This is a genomic window from Peptoniphilus timonensis JC401 (assembly GCF_000312025.1).
Lineage (GTDB): Bacteria > Bacillota > Clostridia > Tissierellales > Peptoniphilaceae > Peptoniphilus_A > Peptoniphilus_A timonensis.
The window spans coordinates 164,970-181,108 of the sequence record NZ_HE978595.1 but is presented as its reverse complement, the minus strand read 5'-3'; the positions used below and the strand labels follow the sequence as shown (position 1 = coordinate 181,108).

At 32.2% G+C, this 16,139-nt stretch carries 16 protein-coding genes and 1 pseudogene; 13 read left to right on the top strand and 4 right to left on the bottom strand.

Features of this window, described 5'->3' with window-relative positions; translation table 11 throughout:
• Window positions 1-3 precede the first annotated feature (3 nt).
• The 3 genes from HGPT_RS10545 (at window position 4) to HGPT_RS06130 (ending at window position 1,821) form a co-directional block, all read left to right on the top strand.
• On the top strand, window positions 4-225 hold the full coding sequence (locus tag HGPT_RS10545; RefSeq protein WP_342626072.1) for an ABC transporter ATP-binding protein: 222 nt from the start codon (window positions 4-6) through the stop codon (window positions 223-225).
• Between the two features lie 92 nt (window positions 226-317).
• Window positions 318-953 (top strand): metallopeptidase family protein, encoded by a 636-nt coding sequence (locus HGPT_RS06135; RefSeq protein WP_019138959.1) that lies wholly within the window; start codon window positions 318-320, stop codon window positions 951-953.
• Window positions 946-1,821, top strand: a complete 876-nt coding sequence (locus HGPT_RS06130) for a DnaJ domain-containing protein (RefSeq protein ID WP_019138958.1) — start codon at window positions 946-948, stop codon at window positions 1,819-1,821. Before HGPT_RS06135 ends, HGPT_RS06130 begins: the two co-directional genes overlap by 8 nt.
• Window positions 1,822-1,932: 111 nt before the next feature.
• Here the strand turns inward: HGPT_RS06130 and HGPT_RS06125 are convergent, their stop codons facing one another.
• From HGPT_RS06125 to HGPT_RS06115, 3 genes are all read right to left on the bottom strand, one after another.
• Complete coding sequence (locus tag HGPT_RS06125; protein ID WP_019138957.1) at window positions 1,933-2,694, bottom strand: hypothetical protein; 762 nt, start codon at window positions 2,692-2,694, stop codon at window positions 1,933-1,935.
• Window positions 2,691-3,257, bottom strand: a complete 567-nt coding sequence (locus tag HGPT_RS06120) for an RNA polymerase sigma factor (protein ID WP_019138956.1) — start codon at window positions 3,255-3,257, stop codon at window positions 2,691-2,693. Before HGPT_RS06120 ends, HGPT_RS06125 begins: the two co-directional genes overlap by 4 nt.
• Window positions 3,258-3,368: 111 nt before the next feature.
• Window positions 3,369-4,931, bottom strand: a complete 1,563-nt coding sequence (locus tag HGPT_RS06115; RefSeq protein WP_019138955.1) for an SH3 domain-containing protein — start codon at window positions 4,929-4,931, stop codon at window positions 3,369-3,371.
• A 162-nt stretch (window positions 4,932-5,093) separates the two neighbouring features.
• Between HGPT_RS06115 and HGPT_RS06110 the strand changes: the two genes are divergently transcribed.
• The 10 genes and pseudogenes from HGPT_RS06110 (at window position 5,094) to HGPT_RS10060 (ending at window position 15,669) form a co-directional block, all read left to right on the top strand.
• Complete coding sequence (locus tag HGPT_RS06110) at window positions 5,094-6,032, top strand: phosphoglycerate dehydrogenase (RefSeq protein WP_019138954.1); 939 nt, start codon at window positions 5,094-5,096, stop codon at window positions 6,030-6,032.
• Between the two features lie 512 nt (window positions 6,033-6,544).
• On the top strand, window positions 6,545-8,248 hold the full coding sequence (locus HGPT_RS06105; RefSeq protein ID WP_019138953.1) for a proline--tRNA ligase: 1,704 nt from the start codon (window positions 6,545-6,547) through the stop codon (window positions 8,246-8,248).
• A gap of 1 nt (window position 8,249) precedes the next feature.
• Complete coding sequence (locus HGPT_RS06100) at window positions 8,250-8,471, top strand: YdbC family protein (RefSeq protein WP_019138952.1); 222 nt, start codon at window positions 8,250-8,252, stop codon at window positions 8,469-8,471.
• A gap of 70 nt (window positions 8,472-8,541) precedes the next feature.
• The gene (tig, locus tag HGPT_RS06095; protein WP_019138951.1) at window positions 8,542-9,891 is read left to right on the top strand and encodes a trigger factor; all 1,350 of its coding nucleotides are present in this window, start codon (window positions 8,542-8,544) and stop codon (window positions 9,889-9,891) included.
• Between the two features lie 16 nt (window positions 9,892-9,907).
• Complete coding sequence (gene clpP / locus HGPT_RS06090; RefSeq protein WP_019138950.1) at window positions 9,908-10,492, top strand: ATP-dependent Clp endopeptidase proteolytic subunit ClpP; 585 nt, start codon at window positions 9,908-9,910, stop codon at window positions 10,490-10,492.
• Between the two features lie 8 nt (window positions 10,493-10,500).
• Window positions 10,501-11,718, top strand: coding sequence for an ATP-dependent Clp protease ATP-binding subunit ClpX (gene clpX, locus HGPT_RS06085; protein ID WP_019138949.1), 1,218 nt, complete (start codon window positions 10,501-10,503; stop codon window positions 11,716-11,718).
• 46 nt (window positions 11,719-11,764) lie between these two features.
• Window positions 11,765-14,097, top strand: a pseudogene (lon, locus tag HGPT_RS06080) (endopeptidase La).
• Complete coding sequence (gene yihA / locus HGPT_RS06075; protein WP_019138948.1) at window positions 14,084-14,689, top strand: ribosome biogenesis GTP-binding protein YihA/YsxC; 606 nt, start codon at window positions 14,084-14,086, stop codon at window positions 14,687-14,689. The pseudogene lon and the gene yihA overlap by 14 nt, the downstream one beginning before the upstream one ends.
• A gap of 190 nt (window positions 14,690-14,879) precedes the next feature.
• Window positions 14,880-15,404 (top strand): DUF1002 domain-containing protein, encoded by a 525-nt coding sequence (locus HGPT_RS10065; RefSeq protein ID WP_245544162.1) that lies wholly within the window; start codon window positions 14,880-14,882, stop codon window positions 15,402-15,404.
• A gap of 28 nt (window positions 15,405-15,432) precedes the next feature.
• Window positions 15,433-15,669, top strand: a complete 237-nt coding sequence (locus HGPT_RS10060; protein WP_342626071.1) for a DUF1002 domain-containing protein — start codon at window positions 15,433-15,435, stop codon at window positions 15,667-15,669.
• 223 nt (window positions 15,670-15,892) lie between these two features.
• On the opposite strand, the gene HGPT_RS06065 is transcribed toward HGPT_RS10060, so the two are convergent.
• The coding region (locus HGPT_RS06065; protein WP_483466379.1) for a nitroreductase family protein at window positions 15,893-16,139 on the bottom strand (247 nt) is incomplete at its 5' end.

Below are 16,139 nucleotides of genomic sequence, written 5' to 3'. Positions count from 1 at the left end.
TTAATGGAAAATTTGCAAAAAGATCTTGGTCTTTCTATGATTTTTATATCTCACGACCTCTCTGTTGTTAGACACGTGGCAGAAGAAGTTCTTGTAATGTATCACGGTGAATGTGTGGAGTATGCAGATTCAGAAGAAATTTTTGAAAACCCTAAAGAAGCTTACACAAAGAAACTCCTCTCATCAGTTCCAGGGAAAAAACTTGCAGATTGCGATGATATTTAAGATGTGTGGAAAATTTTAACTTGGGGTATTATAATTAAATAAAGTAGATAAAACTGTAGTTTTCTACAGTTTTTTATTTTGTAGGTGAAATTATGATTGATGAAAATGGGAAAAAAATTTTTTATAGCGATGGAGAAAATAATTTTGATATTCCTCTTGAATTGATTCAAGAAATTTATGATAAAAGAGAAGATGAGATATTTTTAAATTCAGATAAAAACATTGAACTTCCAAAGACAAAGGAAGACGATAGTTTCATAAGTGAGAAGGATCATGAAGATAAGGAAGAAGATAGAGAAATAATTTCAAATAATTATCCTTCTTATGAAGAGGAAAGTGAAGATGACTATTATCTAAATAGGATTGATGAGGTGGAAGAGATTTTAGATGAAATCTGTGAATCCATACCAGCTTATGCCTTTGATCACTTAAATGGCGGTATAATCTTAGTAGAAGATAAAAAATATCACGAAGAAGCGAGAAATGATGATCTCCTAGTTATGGGAGAATATCAAAGGTCAGTCCTTGGCAATATGATAAAAATTTATTACGGATCCTTTATGGAAATGTACAGATTTTCATCAAGTGACAGACTTAGGGAAAAGCTAGAAGAAGTTTTGCTTCACGAATTTACCCACCACCTTGAATTTTTGGCAAATGAGTGGGGACTTGTCATTGAAGACAAGAAATTTTTAGAAGAATATAGAAAAGGAATAAAGAATGAATAAAATTTTAGGATATTTTTATAAGGGACTTGGGAAATTTTTTGACCTTCTCTTGACCCTTTTAATTGTAATAGTAAATATTGCTGTGGATTTATTTTCTGCAGTTAGAAGATTTTTATTGTACATAATTTCCATGGGAGGATGTTTAATAATACTCTTGTTATTAAATCCCTTTGCTTGGAGAGGACTAACTCAAAATAATTGGCTCTACACCTTAATTGTTTTGGCATTAATCGTCCCACTACTTGGAAATGTGTCAGAATCTTTTTTGAAGTATGCCCACTACATGGTTACAGAATTTTTCTACGATAGGGCAGATCACTATCTTCTTGGAAAAGAAAATGAATTCGAAAGTATCTCTGGATATGGAAGAGCTTATTGGGAGAAAAAAGAAAGAGAAAGACTTAGACAAGAGGAAGAAAAGAGAAAGCAAAGAGAAGAAGAATTTAATCAAAGATTTAAAGATTTTGGCGGCTTTACTTGGACAAGTTTTGATGATTTTTCTGAATTTGAAGAATTCTTTAGACAAGCAGGTTATGGCGGATTTTACGAAAATCAAGGAGGAACTTATGGCAATAACTATGGGGGTTCCTATGGAAATAATTATGGAGGAAGCTCATCATCTTCTAGACCTGGTGCTTCTTACGGCTTTAAAGACCAATATGAAAAAGCCTGCGACACTCTTGGGGTAAATTACACAGCAGACAAATATGAAATAAAACTTGCCTACAGAAAGATGGCAAAAAAATATCACCCAGACTTAAATAAGGAAGCTGGAGCAAAAGAAAAATTCCAAGAAATAAATGCAGCCTACGAGTTTTTAAATGACACTAACATAGAAATGTATAAGAAAATGAGCTCTACAAATTAAGCTTATAAAAAAGAAAGGACCGTGAGGGTCCTTTTTTGCTGTTTAGATTTTAAAAATTTACAACTATCAAATGTTTAAGAAAAATGTTTTATTTAACTAACCGCGAAAAAATTATTTTATAATATCTTCTGCCATTTTATAAAATTCATTTATGTCCATATCATCTCCAGCCATTAAAGAATATTGGATATCCTTATAGTCAAAGAGTAGGTGCTTTGAAGCTGATTCTTCTCTTTTATCAGAACCAATAGCTAAGTTAAAGAAAGGATCTTTTTCTGATCTTTCAAGTTCTTCTTTTGTTGCATATTTTTCATCTGGTAAAACGACGCTTTCCAATCTTGAATAATAAACTTGCACGCCCTTAATATCTCTCATCTCATGATAAAATTGTTTATCAACAGTTTTTGAATTGTCGGGACGTTTGTCAATTGAGAGCATTACTATATCGTCATCAGCATTTTTGTAATCTACATCAATTCCCTTTCTCTTATTTAATTTTGCTCCAGTGTCATCAATATCTGCTATATTATCTATTGTGATTCCATCAAACTTATATTCTCCTAAATTTTCTGGGGCATAAGTTTCAAAGCCAGCCTTTTTTTCTGCCTTAGCCATGTCGGTATAGTTTGTGTAGTTATAGTGAGACGATGAAGATGAAATTGTTCCAGTAATTTTTCCTGCAGCAAAGACTCCTGCTGAAAGTACAAGGGCAGCAGCTGCCACTAATACAAATCTTTTTTTCATTTTAAATTCTCCTTTTTCTTCTTGTGAATTGATTTCTAAATCAATTTTATTTTTAAGATAATCAGAAGGAGAAGAATCTTCAACAGACTTATTTAGTTCATTTTTTATATACTTATCAAAATCTTTCATAATAACTCTCCTTCATATACTTCACTTGTTTTTAAAAGTTCTTTCTTTAAATTTTTTCGAGCCCTATAAAGTCTAGACTTCACTGTGCCTTTAAATGTATTCAAAATTTTTGCGATTTCTTCTATGGAGAAGTCATTGTAATAATATAGGACTAGGACTTCTCTTTCCTTTTCTTTTAAATTCATGAGGGCATCTTGTATCTCAGATTTTTCTGCATAGTCATCTTCTCCAAGATACACTGGACTTTCTTCCGTCTTATCAAGGACAAATTCATCGGGGAACTCTCTCTTCCTCTTCTTGCATCTTGTGTAGGAAGTGTTCTTTAAGATAGAGAAGATCCAAGGTCTTAGTTTTTCAAAATCAGAAAGAGATTTTGCGTTTTTATAAATTGAAACAAAAGTGTCTTGGAGGACATCTTCGGCATCTTCCTTATTTCCCAAGATCAAGAGACCAGTCCTATATAAGACTAGGTAGTATTCCTCGTAAAGGAGGTCAAAGGAATCTTTGTCGCCAGACTTTAATTTTTCAAAATCTTCTTCTGTAAATTTTATTTCACGATTCATTTTATCCTCCTCTCTTAGATGCATCTACTTATAAGACTATTTAGGACATAAAAAGGTTCATTTATTTTAAAAATTTTAATATTAAAAAATCTCCACCTAAGTGGAGATAGATTAATTTAAGGTTTTATTGGAAATCCAACCTCTTAAATTTTCTTGTGAAATTGCATTTTTAACTTCAACATAACACCAGATTCGCTCGCTCTGTTCGATTTTTGTTTCCAAAACATAGAGTTCAGTTTCCTTATCCAAGACTTTTATGATGTCAGAGTCCACGCTTGGTTCATTTCTAAGATTTGCCTTGTCTGTGGCAACATTTCTATAAGTGTGAAGAAGTTCGTAGGATTTTTTTGCCATTTCTGCGGAATCTTTTTCATTTTCTTCTTTTTCAAAACTTTCTCTTAAATTTTCGCTTTTTTGAACATTTAAATTGCTCGCACTTTCAATTTCTCTTTTTAAAGTTGACGCCTTTGCAGATTCAGGCACAACATTGAGATAAGAGTTTAAAAGTAAAAGGGCATCGGTCTTGTCATTTTGATATGAAGATTTTACTTCTTCCAAGATAATATTTTCTATAGAAAGAAGTTTGTCTTGAGCTAATTTATAATTTTTTTCATCTTCTTGAATTACCTTTTTAAAATTGTAGGCGGAATCTATATAATCCTTTTCTTCAAAAAGCTCTTGACCCTTTTGGAAAAATTCATCAGAGGCTACAAGTTTCTTTAAATTATCTATTTCATTTAAGTTTTCGGGACTCATTTTGTCCTTAGTCGCTTCAGTATACATTTTAAGAGCTTCTCTGTACTCACCACTTGAGGCAAGGCTCTTTGCGTCGTCAATTTTGCTTTCGTTTCTCGAAGTTTTAGCAATGTTTATTATAAAAAGAGAAACTATAGAAAAGAAAATTATAAAAACGATAGTGAAGAAAACTTTTTTGCCAGAAAAAGATTTGGATTTTTTTGGACTCACTTCATTGGTCCTATCGAGTTTTAGACTTTTGGTATTTGGAGCAATTTTTGAGAGGTTTGTTTGAGTTAAGTGGGTTTCTAAGTTTTTTAAGTTAATATCAGATGTTGATCTTGTGTTTTCAATTACATTTAAAATTTTGGAGTTTATTAGAGCTTCTGTTAGATTGTTTAAGACAAAGCTCTTGTTTCTTCCACAAAATTCACATTCATTAGTTTCTTTTTCATTTATAAAACCACAAGCGCATCTCCAAAAATCAATTTGATTTTCGCCATAAGTTTTTATGCCTTCGCCGAGAGTTTCCTTTATTTGTGCACGTTTTTTCTCAGGTATTACTGGAAGACTAATTTCATATTTTTTATCAGAGCAGTTATAATTTTTTCCATCAGCTGTATATTTGGAAATATAAATGTCAATTGCCCTTGCATCATAAAATCTTTCATCAAGGATAAAAGGATCCAAGAAATAGCGGGTGTAAGGTGCAATATTTACTGCTTGTTGAAAATAAAATTCACGACCATTAAAGAGATAAGACTTTTCAATGGATTTGAATTTTACTGCAAACTCAATATTCGTTACATAAGAGTCCTCGCCATTTAAGATATCTATAGCTATTGCGAATTCTCCGCTAGTGAGTTCGGCATTTGCTATTTGAATTTTTTCACTTGTATTAAAACTAAGTTTTGTTGGTAAAGTTCTAAAAAAGCTCATAAAGACTCCTTTCATCTACTTTATAATTATATTATATTTAAAAAACTTTTACAATAAGCCGCCTATTTACTAAAAATCTCACATGTCCTATAATTTAATTAGAATTCGAATTAAATTATTAAAGATAGAAATACTTTTATGTAAATAAAAATGGAGGTAAAAATGAAAGTTTTAATTGCAGCGCCTTTTGCAAAAAAATATGGAAAAAAAATTGAAAAACTAGGTTACGAAGTTTTAACTTATGATGAAAATAATCCCAATGAAAAAGATGACTACGGTGAAGATATTTTAATTGGAGCAATAAATCTAAAAAAAATAAATTACAAAAATCACAAAAATTTAAAATATATTTTTTTGACATCAGTTGGAATAGATTTTCTAGATTTGGAATATATTAAAGATAATGAAATAATTTTGTCCAACAATAATGGTGCCTACGACGACCCAATAGCTGAGTGGATAGTTTATGGACTTTTACAAATTAATAAATTTGACAGAAAAAATATAGAAAATCAAAATAAAAAAGCTTGGGGAAAAAGATCTTTTTCATACAATCTTTATGGGAAGAAGGCACTATTTATGGGAACTGGAACAATAGCTCTTGCAGGTGCCAAGAGACTCAAGGGTTTCGATATGGAATTAAATGGTTTTAACACAAGTGGAAGAAAAGTAGAACCCTTTGATAATGTCTATTCACTAGATGAGCTAGATAAAATTTTGCCAGAGATGGACTATATTATTATGTGCCTGCCAGGTACTGAAAAAACTCATCATATTTTGAATAAAGAAAGATTTGAAAATTTAAAAGATGATTCTGTAATTGTAAATATATCTAGAGGGGCAACTATTGATGAAGAAGCTCTAATTGATGCCTTAAAATCTAAAAAAGTAAGAGGTGCAGCCTTAGATGTTTTTGAGGAAGAACCACTAAGTGAAGATTCTCCACTTTGGGAAATGGAAAATGTCTACATCTATCCTCATATTTCATTTTCCTGTGAAGATCTTGGTTATAGACAATTTGCCACAGCTTATCAAAATTTAAAAGCTCTTAGAAATGATGGCGACTTCAAAAATATAGTAGACTTCGACAAGGGTTATTAAAAGTTATTAAAAATTTGCGAGGTGCTTTTATGTCGCACCCCCCCATGGGTGCGTGGATTAAAAAATGGGGTAATTATCAGTACTTTCGAAATTTTTTTTATTTGACACAAGTTGATATTTAATTTATTTTTCACGCCACTCTGATATCTACGCCTAGTCGTAGCTATTGGAGAGGCGTGAAATTATCTTTTAATTTATGCTTATTCTAAATATTTTAGGATAGGCATTTTTATTTTGAAATTTTTAAGGCAAAATTTTTATTTTTACATATTTATGTTTAAAACAATAGCTTTAAAAGTTTTGCAAAAATTTTATTTAAATTAGTTTAACTGATATTTTTTATTTTAAATTTTTTAATAGAAAAGGATGTAAGGAATATAAATTAATTCTAACAATTTTGTGAAGTCTTCTAGTCTTTATAGTATAATAAAAATAGCGTGCTATGAGATTTTATGTAAAAACTTGTAGAAAATTATTTTATTTATTATAATACTTTTTATTATGGAGGTAATATGAGATTATCAAAACTTTATATGCCAACTCTTAGGGAGGATCCACAAGATGCAGAGATTGCATCTCACAAGTTTCTTCTAAGAGCAGGTATGATTAGAAAATCTGCTAGTGGTGTATATACATACTTGCCACTTGGCTATAGATCTATTAGAAAAATTGAAAATATTGTTCGTGAAGAAATGGATAAGGCTGGTTCTATGGAAATTTTAATGTCTGCTATTCAACCTGCTGAAATCTGGAAAGAGTCTGGTAGATGGGAAAAGTTTGGTCCTGAAATGTTTAAGTTAAAGGATAGAAATGACAGAGAGTTTTGTCTTGGACCAACTGCTGAAGAATATTTTACGACTCTTATAAGGGACGAAGTTAAGTCTTATAAGGATCTTCCTCTTAATCTTTACCAAATTCAAACTAAGTACAGAGACGAAAAGAGACCTAGATTTGGTATAAATAGGGCAAGAGAATTTTCTATGAAGGATGCTTATACTTTTGATACTTCACCTGAGACTCTTCACACTGCTTATATGAATATGTACGATGCTTATGAAAAGATTTTTGATAGGCTAGAGCTTGATTATAAAATTGTTGAAGGGGACAATGGTGCTATGGGAGGCACTGGTTCTCATGAGTTTATTGCTCTTTCAGAAACTGGCGAAGGTGTAATTGTTTATTCTGAGTCTGGAAAATTTGGTGCTACTGAAGAAAAGGCACCTGTTGAATATATTCTTCCAGAAGCTGAAGATAAAAAGGAACTTGAAAAAGTTAATACTCCAAATGCAAAGACTATTGAAGAGGTTTCTTCTTTCTTAAAGGTTGATCAAAAGAGATGTGCCAAGGCAGTGGATTTAATGCTTGGAGATGAAGCTGTTATTGTGTTTATTCCTGGGGATAGGGAACTAAATCTTGCAAAGCTTGTTTCTTATACGGGAGTTGCTGAACATGATATTAGAATGATGGACGACGAGGAAATCAAAGCTATTAAGTCTAGCCCAGGTTATACTGGTCCTCTTGGTCTTGATGTCAGAATGATTTTTGATAAGAGACTTACTGAAATGGACAATCTTGTTGTTGGTGCTAATGAAAGTGAATACCACTACATCAATGCAAATTATGGTCGTGACTTTGAAGGCGAAGTTGTAGATGATCTTCTACTTGTAGCTGAAGGCGACAAGGTTCCTGGAACTGATGAAGAGTATAAATTCGCTAGAGGCATAGAAGTTGGTAATATTTTTAAATTGGGTACAAAATATTCAGAAGCTTTAAATGCGACTTACTTAGATGAAAATGGAAAGTCAAATTATTTCTATATGGGTTCTTACGGAGTTGGTATTACAAGATCTGTAACAGCAGTTATTGAGCAAAACCACGATGATAATGGTATTATCTGGCCAATGTCTGTGGCACCTTATGAAGCAATTGTTACTATAGTAAATACTAAAAACGAAGATCAAGTTGCTCTTGGAGAAAAGATTTATGAAAAACTTCAAGCTAAGGGTGTAGAAGTTTTACTTGATGACAGAAAGGAAAGAGCTGGAGTCAAGTTTAAGGATAGAGACCTTATTGGTATTCCGCTAAGAATTACTTGTGGAAAGAAATCAGCTGATTCTATTGTTGAGTATTCAACTAGAAGGGAAATGGAAAATTCTGAAATTTCTGCTGATGAAGCAATTGAAAATATTATAAATGAAGTAGAAAAGGTTAGGTAGTATGGGCGATTTTAAATTTGAGATTACTGAGCACTTGGGAGTTTTATCTGAAAGTGCTAAGGGCTGGACAAAGGAACTCAACAAGGTTTCTTTTAATGACAGACCAGCTAAGTATGACTTGAGAGAATGGGATAAAGACCATCAAAAGATGTCTAAGGGTATAACTCTTAATGATGAAGAGATGGAGATTCTCTCTAAGATACTAAAGGACAGAGCTATTTAATAGGTTTTTAAAATAATTTATGTTATAATATAGAGATATGAAAAACGCGATGAGCTAGGAGGCAATTGAAATGGAAATTAAAAAGAAAGAAAACAACACTGTCTTTTTTGACATTGTTTTAAAAAGAGAAGATATAAAAAAAGCTGAAAATGAAGTTTATAAGAAAAATAAAAAATACTTCCAAATTCCTGGATTTAGAAAGGGTCATGTTCCTAAGAATATGATCGAAAACATGTATGGTAAAGATGTATTCTTTGAAGATGCTATTAATGAACTTCTTCCTCAAGAATATGAAAATGCAATTAAAGAATTAGATCTTAAAGTTGTAGACCAACCAAATATTGATATTGACGAAGAAAGCATTGAAAAGGCTGAAGACCTTGTTATTAATGTTTCTGTTGATGTTAGACCTGAAGTTGAAATTAAAGATTACGAAGGAATTGAAATCGAAGACCCAACTCTTGAAGTAACTGATGAACTTATTGATTCTGAAGTTGAAAACCAAAGAGCAATGAACGCAAGAATTATAAATGTTGATGACAGAGCGGTAGAAGATGGCGACACTGTAAACATCGATTTTAAAGGTTCTGTTGACGGAAAATACTTCGAAGGTGGAGAAGCTGAAAGCCAAGATTTAAAGATTGGTTCTAATACATTTATTCCAGGTTTTGAAGAACAATTAATTGGACATGAAATTGGCGAAGAATTTGACATCACTGTTAAATTCCCAGAAGATTATCACCAAAAAGATTTAGCTGGCAAAGATGCTAAATTCGAAATTAAATTAAATGGAATTTCTTATGAAGAACTTCCAGAACTTGATGATGAATTTGTTAAAGATATTTCTGAATTTGACACTCTTGATGAATTTAAGGCAGATCTTAGAAAGAAAAAAGAAGAAGAATTTAAGACAACTTCTGAAATGGAAAAACAAAGAAGAGCTATTGATAAAATCGGCGAAATGATTGAAGCAGACATTCCTGAAGGAATGATTAATGCTCAAATCGATGACATGATTAGAAATTATGACCAAAGTTTAAGAGCTCAAGGTATTAGCTTTGAAGACTACATCAAGATGATTGGTCAAAGTCTTGAAGATTTCAAAAATACTATGAGACCTGAAGCAGAAAAAACTGTAAAAAATGACCTTGCTCTTGAAGCTCTTGTTAAAGACATGAAAATTGAAATAACAGATGAAGAAATTGAAGAAGAAGTAAACAAAGTTGTTGAAGATTACTTCAAGGACGACAAAGACCACATGGAAAAAATGAGAGAATACATGCTTAACGAAAACAAGGACGTTGTTAGAGATGACCTTCAAAAGAGAAAAGCTATTGAAACTCTTGTTGAAAAGGCAAAATTTGTTGAACCAGAAGAAATTTCTGATGAGGATATAGAAGAAGCTAAAGAAGATAAATAATCAAGGATGTGATTAAATGGCACTAGTGCCAATGGTAGTAGAACAAACTAATAGAGGCGAAAGATCTTACGACATTTACTCAAGACTTTTAAAAGATAGAATTATTTTTGCAAGTGGCGAAGTAAATGATACTATGGCAGATTTAATTGTTGCCCAACTTTTGTTTTTGGAAGCTGAAGATCCAAATAAGGATATTCAACTTTATATAAATTCACCAGGCGGATCTGTTTCTGCAGGCTTTGCGATTTATGACACTATGAATTATATAAAGCCAGATGTATCAACAATTTGTATTGGAATGGCAGCATCTATGGGTGCATTTTTACTTGCATCAGGTGCTAAGGGTAAGAGATTTGCTCTTCCAAACTCTGACATTATGATTCACCAACCATCAGGTGGAGCACAAGGTCAGGCAAGTGACATCCAAATTAATGCTGAAAAGATTTTAAAAATTAGACATAAATTAAATGAAATTCTTGCTGAAAGAACTGGTCAAGACCTAGAAAAGATCGAAAGAGATACTGATAGGGACTACTGGTTAAATTCTGAAGAAGCAAAAGATTATGGTTTAATCGATAAAGTTATTGAGAAAAGATCTTGAGGTGAGATATGTCTAATACAGATGAAATTTTAAGATGTTCATTCTGTGGCAAAACGCAAAACCAAGTGAATAGATTGATTGCTGGACCTAATGTCAATATATGTGATGAGTGTATCGAAAGATGTCACACAATCTTAGAAAATGAAGTTCCCCAAGAAATGAAGAAGGACTTTGAATTAAAAAAGCCTGCTGAAATAAAAGAAATCTTGGATCAATATGTGGTTAAGCAAGAAGATGCCAAGCGTGCTCTTGCTGTTGCTGTTTACAATCACTACAAGAGAATTTCATCAAATAGGAAGGTTAGCAGCGATATTGAACTTCAAAAGTCCAATATTTTAATGATTGGACCAACTGGTTCTGGTAAAACTTTACTTGCACAAACTCTTGCCAGACTTTTAAATGTTCCCTTTGCTATTGCCGATGCAACTACTCTTACTGAAGCTGGTTATGTTGGCGAAGATGTTGAAAATATTATTTTGAAACTTATTCAAAATGCTGATTACGACATTGAAAGAGCAGAAAAAGGAATTATTTATATTGACGAGATAGATAAGATTGCTAGAAAATCTGAAAATGTATCTATCACAAGAGATGTAAGTGGCGAAGGAGTTCAACAAGCTCTCTTAAAAATTATTGAGGGGACTGTTGCCAATGTGCCACCACAAGGTGGAAGAAAACATCCTTCACAAGAATTTATTCAAGTTGATACCTCAAATATCCTATTCATTGTTGGTGGAGCCTTTGACGGAATTGACAAAATTATAGAAAATAGGACTGCAAAATCTTCTATGGGCTTTGGTTCTGAAATCATGGATAAGAAAGCTAATAGAGAAAATATTTTGCAAAAGGTAGAAACTGAAGATCTTTTAAAGTTCGGTCTAATTCCTGAACTTATAGGTAGACTACCTGTTACTATTACTCTTGAAGAATTAGATGAAGAGGCTTTAGTTGAAATCTTGACTAAGCCAAAAAACGCTCTAGTAAAACAATATAGAGAACTTCTAAAGTTTGATGATGTTGATTTAATCTTTGATGATGAAGCTTTAACTTATATTGCAAGAAAGGCAATTGAGAAAAAAGCTGGTGCAAGAGGATTAAGAGGCGTTATAGAAAATACTATTATGAATGTAATGTACGAAATTCCTTCAAGAGATGACATCAAAGCAGTAAAAATAACAAAAGAATCAGTGGATGGAACTGAAGCTGCTGAATTAATAAAAAAATAAATAAATAATTAGCCGTGCTTGCCACGGCTTTTTTAGAAGGTGAAAAATGGATAAAATAAAATTACCACTTATCCCACTTCGAGATCTAGTTATCTTTCCCCACATGGTCATGCACTTTGACTGTGGGAGAAATATTTCTCTTAATGCAATAGATGCAGCAGAAATGAAAGATTCCAAAATATTTTTGGTAGCTCAAAGAGAACTGGAAGTCGAAGAACCAAAGAGAGAAGATATCTTTGAAATTGGGACTGTGGCAACTATAAAACAAATTTTAAAACTGCCTGGTGGAATTGTGAGAGTCTTAGTCGAGGGCGAAGAAAGGGCAAAAATTTCTGAACTTAATATCACAGAAGAAATGATAGAAGCAGAAATAGAAATCCTTCATGACAAGGAAAGTGACTTTACAGAAGACGAAGAAGTGGAAGCTGCACTAAGACTTGCCCTTAGCGATATAGAATCTTATTCATCTCTCGATGAAAAATTTTTCCCAGGTCTTATATCAAATATTGCTGACACTGATGATCCATCAAGATTTATTGACACAGTTGTGGGATATTTGAATTTAAAATTGGAGGACTATCAAAAACTTTTGGAGACAACAGACATTTATGAAAGACTTGTTGCCTTTCATGAGATTATGAAAAAGGAAATTGAAATTCTTTCCATAGAAAAAACATAAATGACCAAGTTAAAAAGAAAATGGACGAGGTTCAAAAGGAATATTACTTGAAGGAACAACTAAGAGTTATTCACAAAGAACTTGGAGATGGAGAAGATGAGGAAGAATTAACTGAATCTTACAAGAAAAAAATCGAAGAAAAAGCACTTCCTGAAGAAGTTAAGGATAAGGCACTAAAAGAAGTCCAAAAACTTAGCAATTTGAATTCACAATCTCCAGATTATTCTCTTTTAATAAATTATCTAGACTGGATAATTGACCTTCCTTGGTTAGAAAGTGGAGAAGAAAAAACTAATATTGGCGAAGCTAGAAAAGTTTTAAACGAAGATCATTATGGACTTAAAAAAGTTAAAGAGAGAATATTAGAATTTATTGCTGTTAGAATTTTGTCTGGCAATAAGGGAAGAGGACCTATACTCTGTTTAGTTGGACCTCCTGGAGTTGGTAAGACTTCAATTGCACAGTCAATTGCAAATTCTCTAAATAAAGAATTTGTCCGCATGAGTCTTGGTGGAGTGACTGACGAAGCTGAAATTAGAGGTCACAGAAGAACTTATATTGGAGCTCTTCCTGGAAGAATTATATCACTGATAAAAAAAGCTGGAAAAAACGACCCTGTATTTTTATTTGACGAAATAGATAAGGTAGGAAATGATTTTAAGGGAGATCCTGCTTCTGCCCTTTTAGAAGTTTTGGATCCTGAACAAAACAATTCCTTTACAGACAGATATTTAGAACTTCCTTTTGACTTATCAAAGGTATTTTTCATAGCCACAGCTAACTCCACATCAACTATACCAAGACCTCTTCTTGATAGGATGGAAGTAATCCAAATAGAAGGATATACTCATAATGAAAAATTAAATATTGCAAAAAAATATTTAGTTTCAAAGCAAATCGAAGAAAATGGACTTAAAAAAGAAAATATAAATATTTCTGAAAGAGCCCTTAAAGACATAATAGACTATTACACTCGTGAATCTGGAGTTAGGGGACTTGAAAAGCAAATCTCAAAGATAATAAGAAAATCTGCCCTTAAAATAGTAGAAGAAGACTTGGAAAAAGTTTCTGTATCTACTAGAAATATAGAAGACTTCCTTGGAGAAAAAATTTATTTAATATCTGAAGCAGAAAAAACTCCTGAAGTTGGTTCAGTTAATGGACTTGCATGGACAGAAGTAGGTGGAACAAGCCTTGTAATAGAAGCAACTGTTATGCCAGGAAAAGGAAAATTAACCCTAACAGGTTCTCTTGGAGATGTAATGAAAGAATCAGCCATAGCAGCTATTTCTCACATTGCATCTAATATAGATAAATATAAAATTGATCCGGACTTTAGGACAAATACAGATATCCACATCCACGTTCCAGAAGGAGCTGTGCCAAAAGATGGACCATCTGCGGGAATTACAATTGCAACTTCAGTCTTGTCTGCATTGACCAAAAAACCTGTGAAAAATGACGTTGCCATGACAGGAGAAATTACCCTAAGAGGAAAAGTTCTTCCAATTGGCGGACTAAAAGAAAAACTTTTGGCAGCTGAAAGATATGGAGTAAAAACAGTAATAATTCCAGAAGAAAACAAGAGAGACTTAAAAGAAATTGAAGAAGAAGCTATTAAAAAATTAGACATAAGACCAGTTTCTAAATTTGAAGAAGTTGCAGAGATTGCGATAGGTGATTTTAGTGAAGATAAATAAGGCTGACTTAGAAAAAGTTGCAGTAGAAGAAAAACAATATCCTAAAGAAAATTTGCCGGAGTTCGCTTTTGCAGGCAGATCCAATGTTGGAAAATCATCTTTTATAAATGCAATGCTAAATAGAAAAAATCTTGCCAGAACATCATCCACACCAGGAAAAACTAGGACAATAAATTTTTACAAAGTGAATGATGACCTGCGTCTAGTTGACTTGCCTGGTTATGGGTATGCAAAAATTGCAAAATCAGAAAAAGAAAAATGGGCAGGCATAATCAATAGATATCTTGAAAATAGAGAAAATCTTTTAGAAACAATATTACTTGTGGACATTAGACACGAACCAACAGCCCTTGATAAGCAGATGTATGACTATATTTTAGATTCAGGATTTTCAGGAATAGTTATCGCAACAAAAAAGGACAAAATAAAAAGATCTCAAGTAGATAAACAAATTTCTCTAATAGCAAAAAAATTGGGAGTAGAACACAGAGAAAACATAATTCCTTTCTCCTCAACAAAAAAAGACGAAGTCCAAGATATGTGGTTTATATTTGAAGATATGATTAGATTTCATGAAGAAAATGAAGAATAAATTAAGATTTAAAGAGCTGGGAAACCGGCTCTTTTTTCTTGTGAATATAATTTAAAATTATAAGATAAAAATTCTCAAAGGATAAAAAACAAAATTTTAAGAAATTCTTAATAAGTGACAGATAAATTTCACATACTTTTTAAATATTATTCATATATAATTGTTATGATAATAAAAAATGGAGGATGTTATGAAGATAAGAAATAAATTTATTGTGCTGGGACTTTCTCTTGCCCTTTTACCTAGCTTTGTTTTTGCTAAGGAAGGCGATGAAATTGTAACTCTTGGTGCTGACTTAAAAGATAATCAAAAGAATGAAATGCTTCGTGAAATGAATGCATCTGATGATGCAAAAATAATAGAAGTTACAAATGCAGAAGAATATAAGTATCTTGGAGATGTATTGACTTCAAAAGAAATTGGAAACAAGGCAATTTCTTCAGCTATTGTCAGATATCAAAAAGCTGGCAGTGGACTCACTGTTGAATTATCTGATAACATAAGAGTTGTAAAAGAAGATGCCTTTATAAACGCTCTTAATACTGTTGGTGTCGAAGATGCAGAAATTTATGTAACTGCACCTGGAAAGGTAAGTGGTACAGCAGCTTTGACGGGAATTTTAAAAGCTTATGAAGAAAATACTGGAAAAGAATTGCCAGAAGATTTAAAGAAAGTTGCCAATGAAGAATTAGTAGTTCAAACAAAAACTCTCTGAAGAACTTGGCGATGAAAAAACAAATGACATAATATATGAAATCAAAGATGCCATGGCGAAAAATATGCCAAAAGATGAAAATGAAGTAAGGCTTATAATTGAAAATGTGACAAATAATTACAATATTAATTTGACAAAGAACCAAGAAGATAAGTTAGTTAGTCTTTTTAACAATATGAAAAATGCAGATGTGGATTGGAATAGGGTAGCAGACACTGCTGTCAAGTACAAGGATAAGGCTTCAAAATTTTTTAAATTCTCCTGAAGGAGAAAAAGCAGTAGAAAATACAAAGAGTTTCTTGGATAAATTAATAGATTTTATAGTAAGTTTATTTAAATAAAATTTAGATTCACCTTTTTAGGTGGATCTTTTTTAATATTAAAAAAATCCGAAATTAATCGGATTTTCTACTAGTATAAATTAAAATTTGTTGTAGTGAACTTTTGAAGATATATCAAATTCTTCGTGGTCCTTTGTTCCTGACTTCTTATAGCCAATAGGAATTAGGCATTGTGCTTTGTATGGTTTTTTTACTTCCAAAGTTTTCTGTAAAATATTCTTCGTAAGAAATTTTTCCTGCTGTGTTTCCTTCTTTAACATTGATCCAAGAAGATGATAGACCTTCTTCTTCTAAAAGAAGTTGCAAGTAAGCAGCGGTTAGTGATGCTTCTTCAACCCAAGTTTTGCAAATATCTGTATTTGCAATAACTATTACAATTACTGGAGCGTCTTTT

Bases quoted from the DNA above. Each gene is read 5' to 3' on its own strand.
- HGPT_RS10545 (WP_342626072.1), top strand. From the start codon at position 4: ATGGAAAATTTGCAAAAAGATCTTGGTCTTTCTATGATTTTTATATCT.
- HGPT_RS06135 (WP_019138959.1), top strand. From the start codon at position 318: ATGATTGATGAAAATGGGAAAAAAATTTTTTATAGCGATGGAGAAAAT.
- HGPT_RS06130 (WP_019138958.1), top strand. From the start codon at position 946: ATGAATAAAATTTTAGGATATTTTTATAAGGGACTTGGGAAATTTTTT.
- HGPT_RS06125 (WP_019138957.1), bottom strand. From the start codon at position 2,694: ATGAAAGATTTTGATAAGTATATAAAAAATGAACTAAATAAGTCTGTT.
- HGPT_RS06120 (WP_019138956.1), bottom strand. From the start codon at position 3,257: ATGAATCGTGAAATAAAATTTACAGAAGAAGATTTTGAAAAATTAAAG.
- HGPT_RS06115 (WP_019138955.1), bottom strand. From the start codon at position 4,931: ATGAGCTTTTTTAGAACTTTACCAACAAAACTTAGTTTTAATACAAGT.
- HGPT_RS06110 (WP_019138954.1), top strand. From the start codon at position 5,094: ATGAAAGTTTTAATTGCAGCGCCTTTTGCAAAAAAATATGGAAAAAAA.
- HGPT_RS06105 (WP_019138953.1), top strand. From the start codon at position 6,545: ATGAGATTATCAAAACTTTATATGCCAACTCTTAGGGAGGATCCACAA.
- HGPT_RS06100 (WP_019138952.1), top strand. From the start codon at position 8,250: ATGGGCGATTTTAAATTTGAGATTACTGAGCACTTGGGAGTTTTATCT.
- tig (WP_019138951.1), top strand. From the start codon at position 8,542: ATGGAAATTAAAAAGAAAGAAAACAACACTGTCTTTTTTGACATTGTT.
- clpP (WP_019138950.1), top strand. From the start codon at position 9,908: ATGGCACTAGTGCCAATGGTAGTAGAACAAACTAATAGAGGCGAAAGA.
- clpX (WP_019138949.1), top strand. From the start codon at position 10,501: ATGTCTAATACAGATGAAATTTTAAGATGTTCATTCTGTGGCAAAACG.
- HGPT_RS10065 (WP_245544162.1), top strand. From the start codon at position 14,880: ATGAAGATAAGAAATAAATTTATTGTGCTGGGACTTTCTCTTGCCCTT.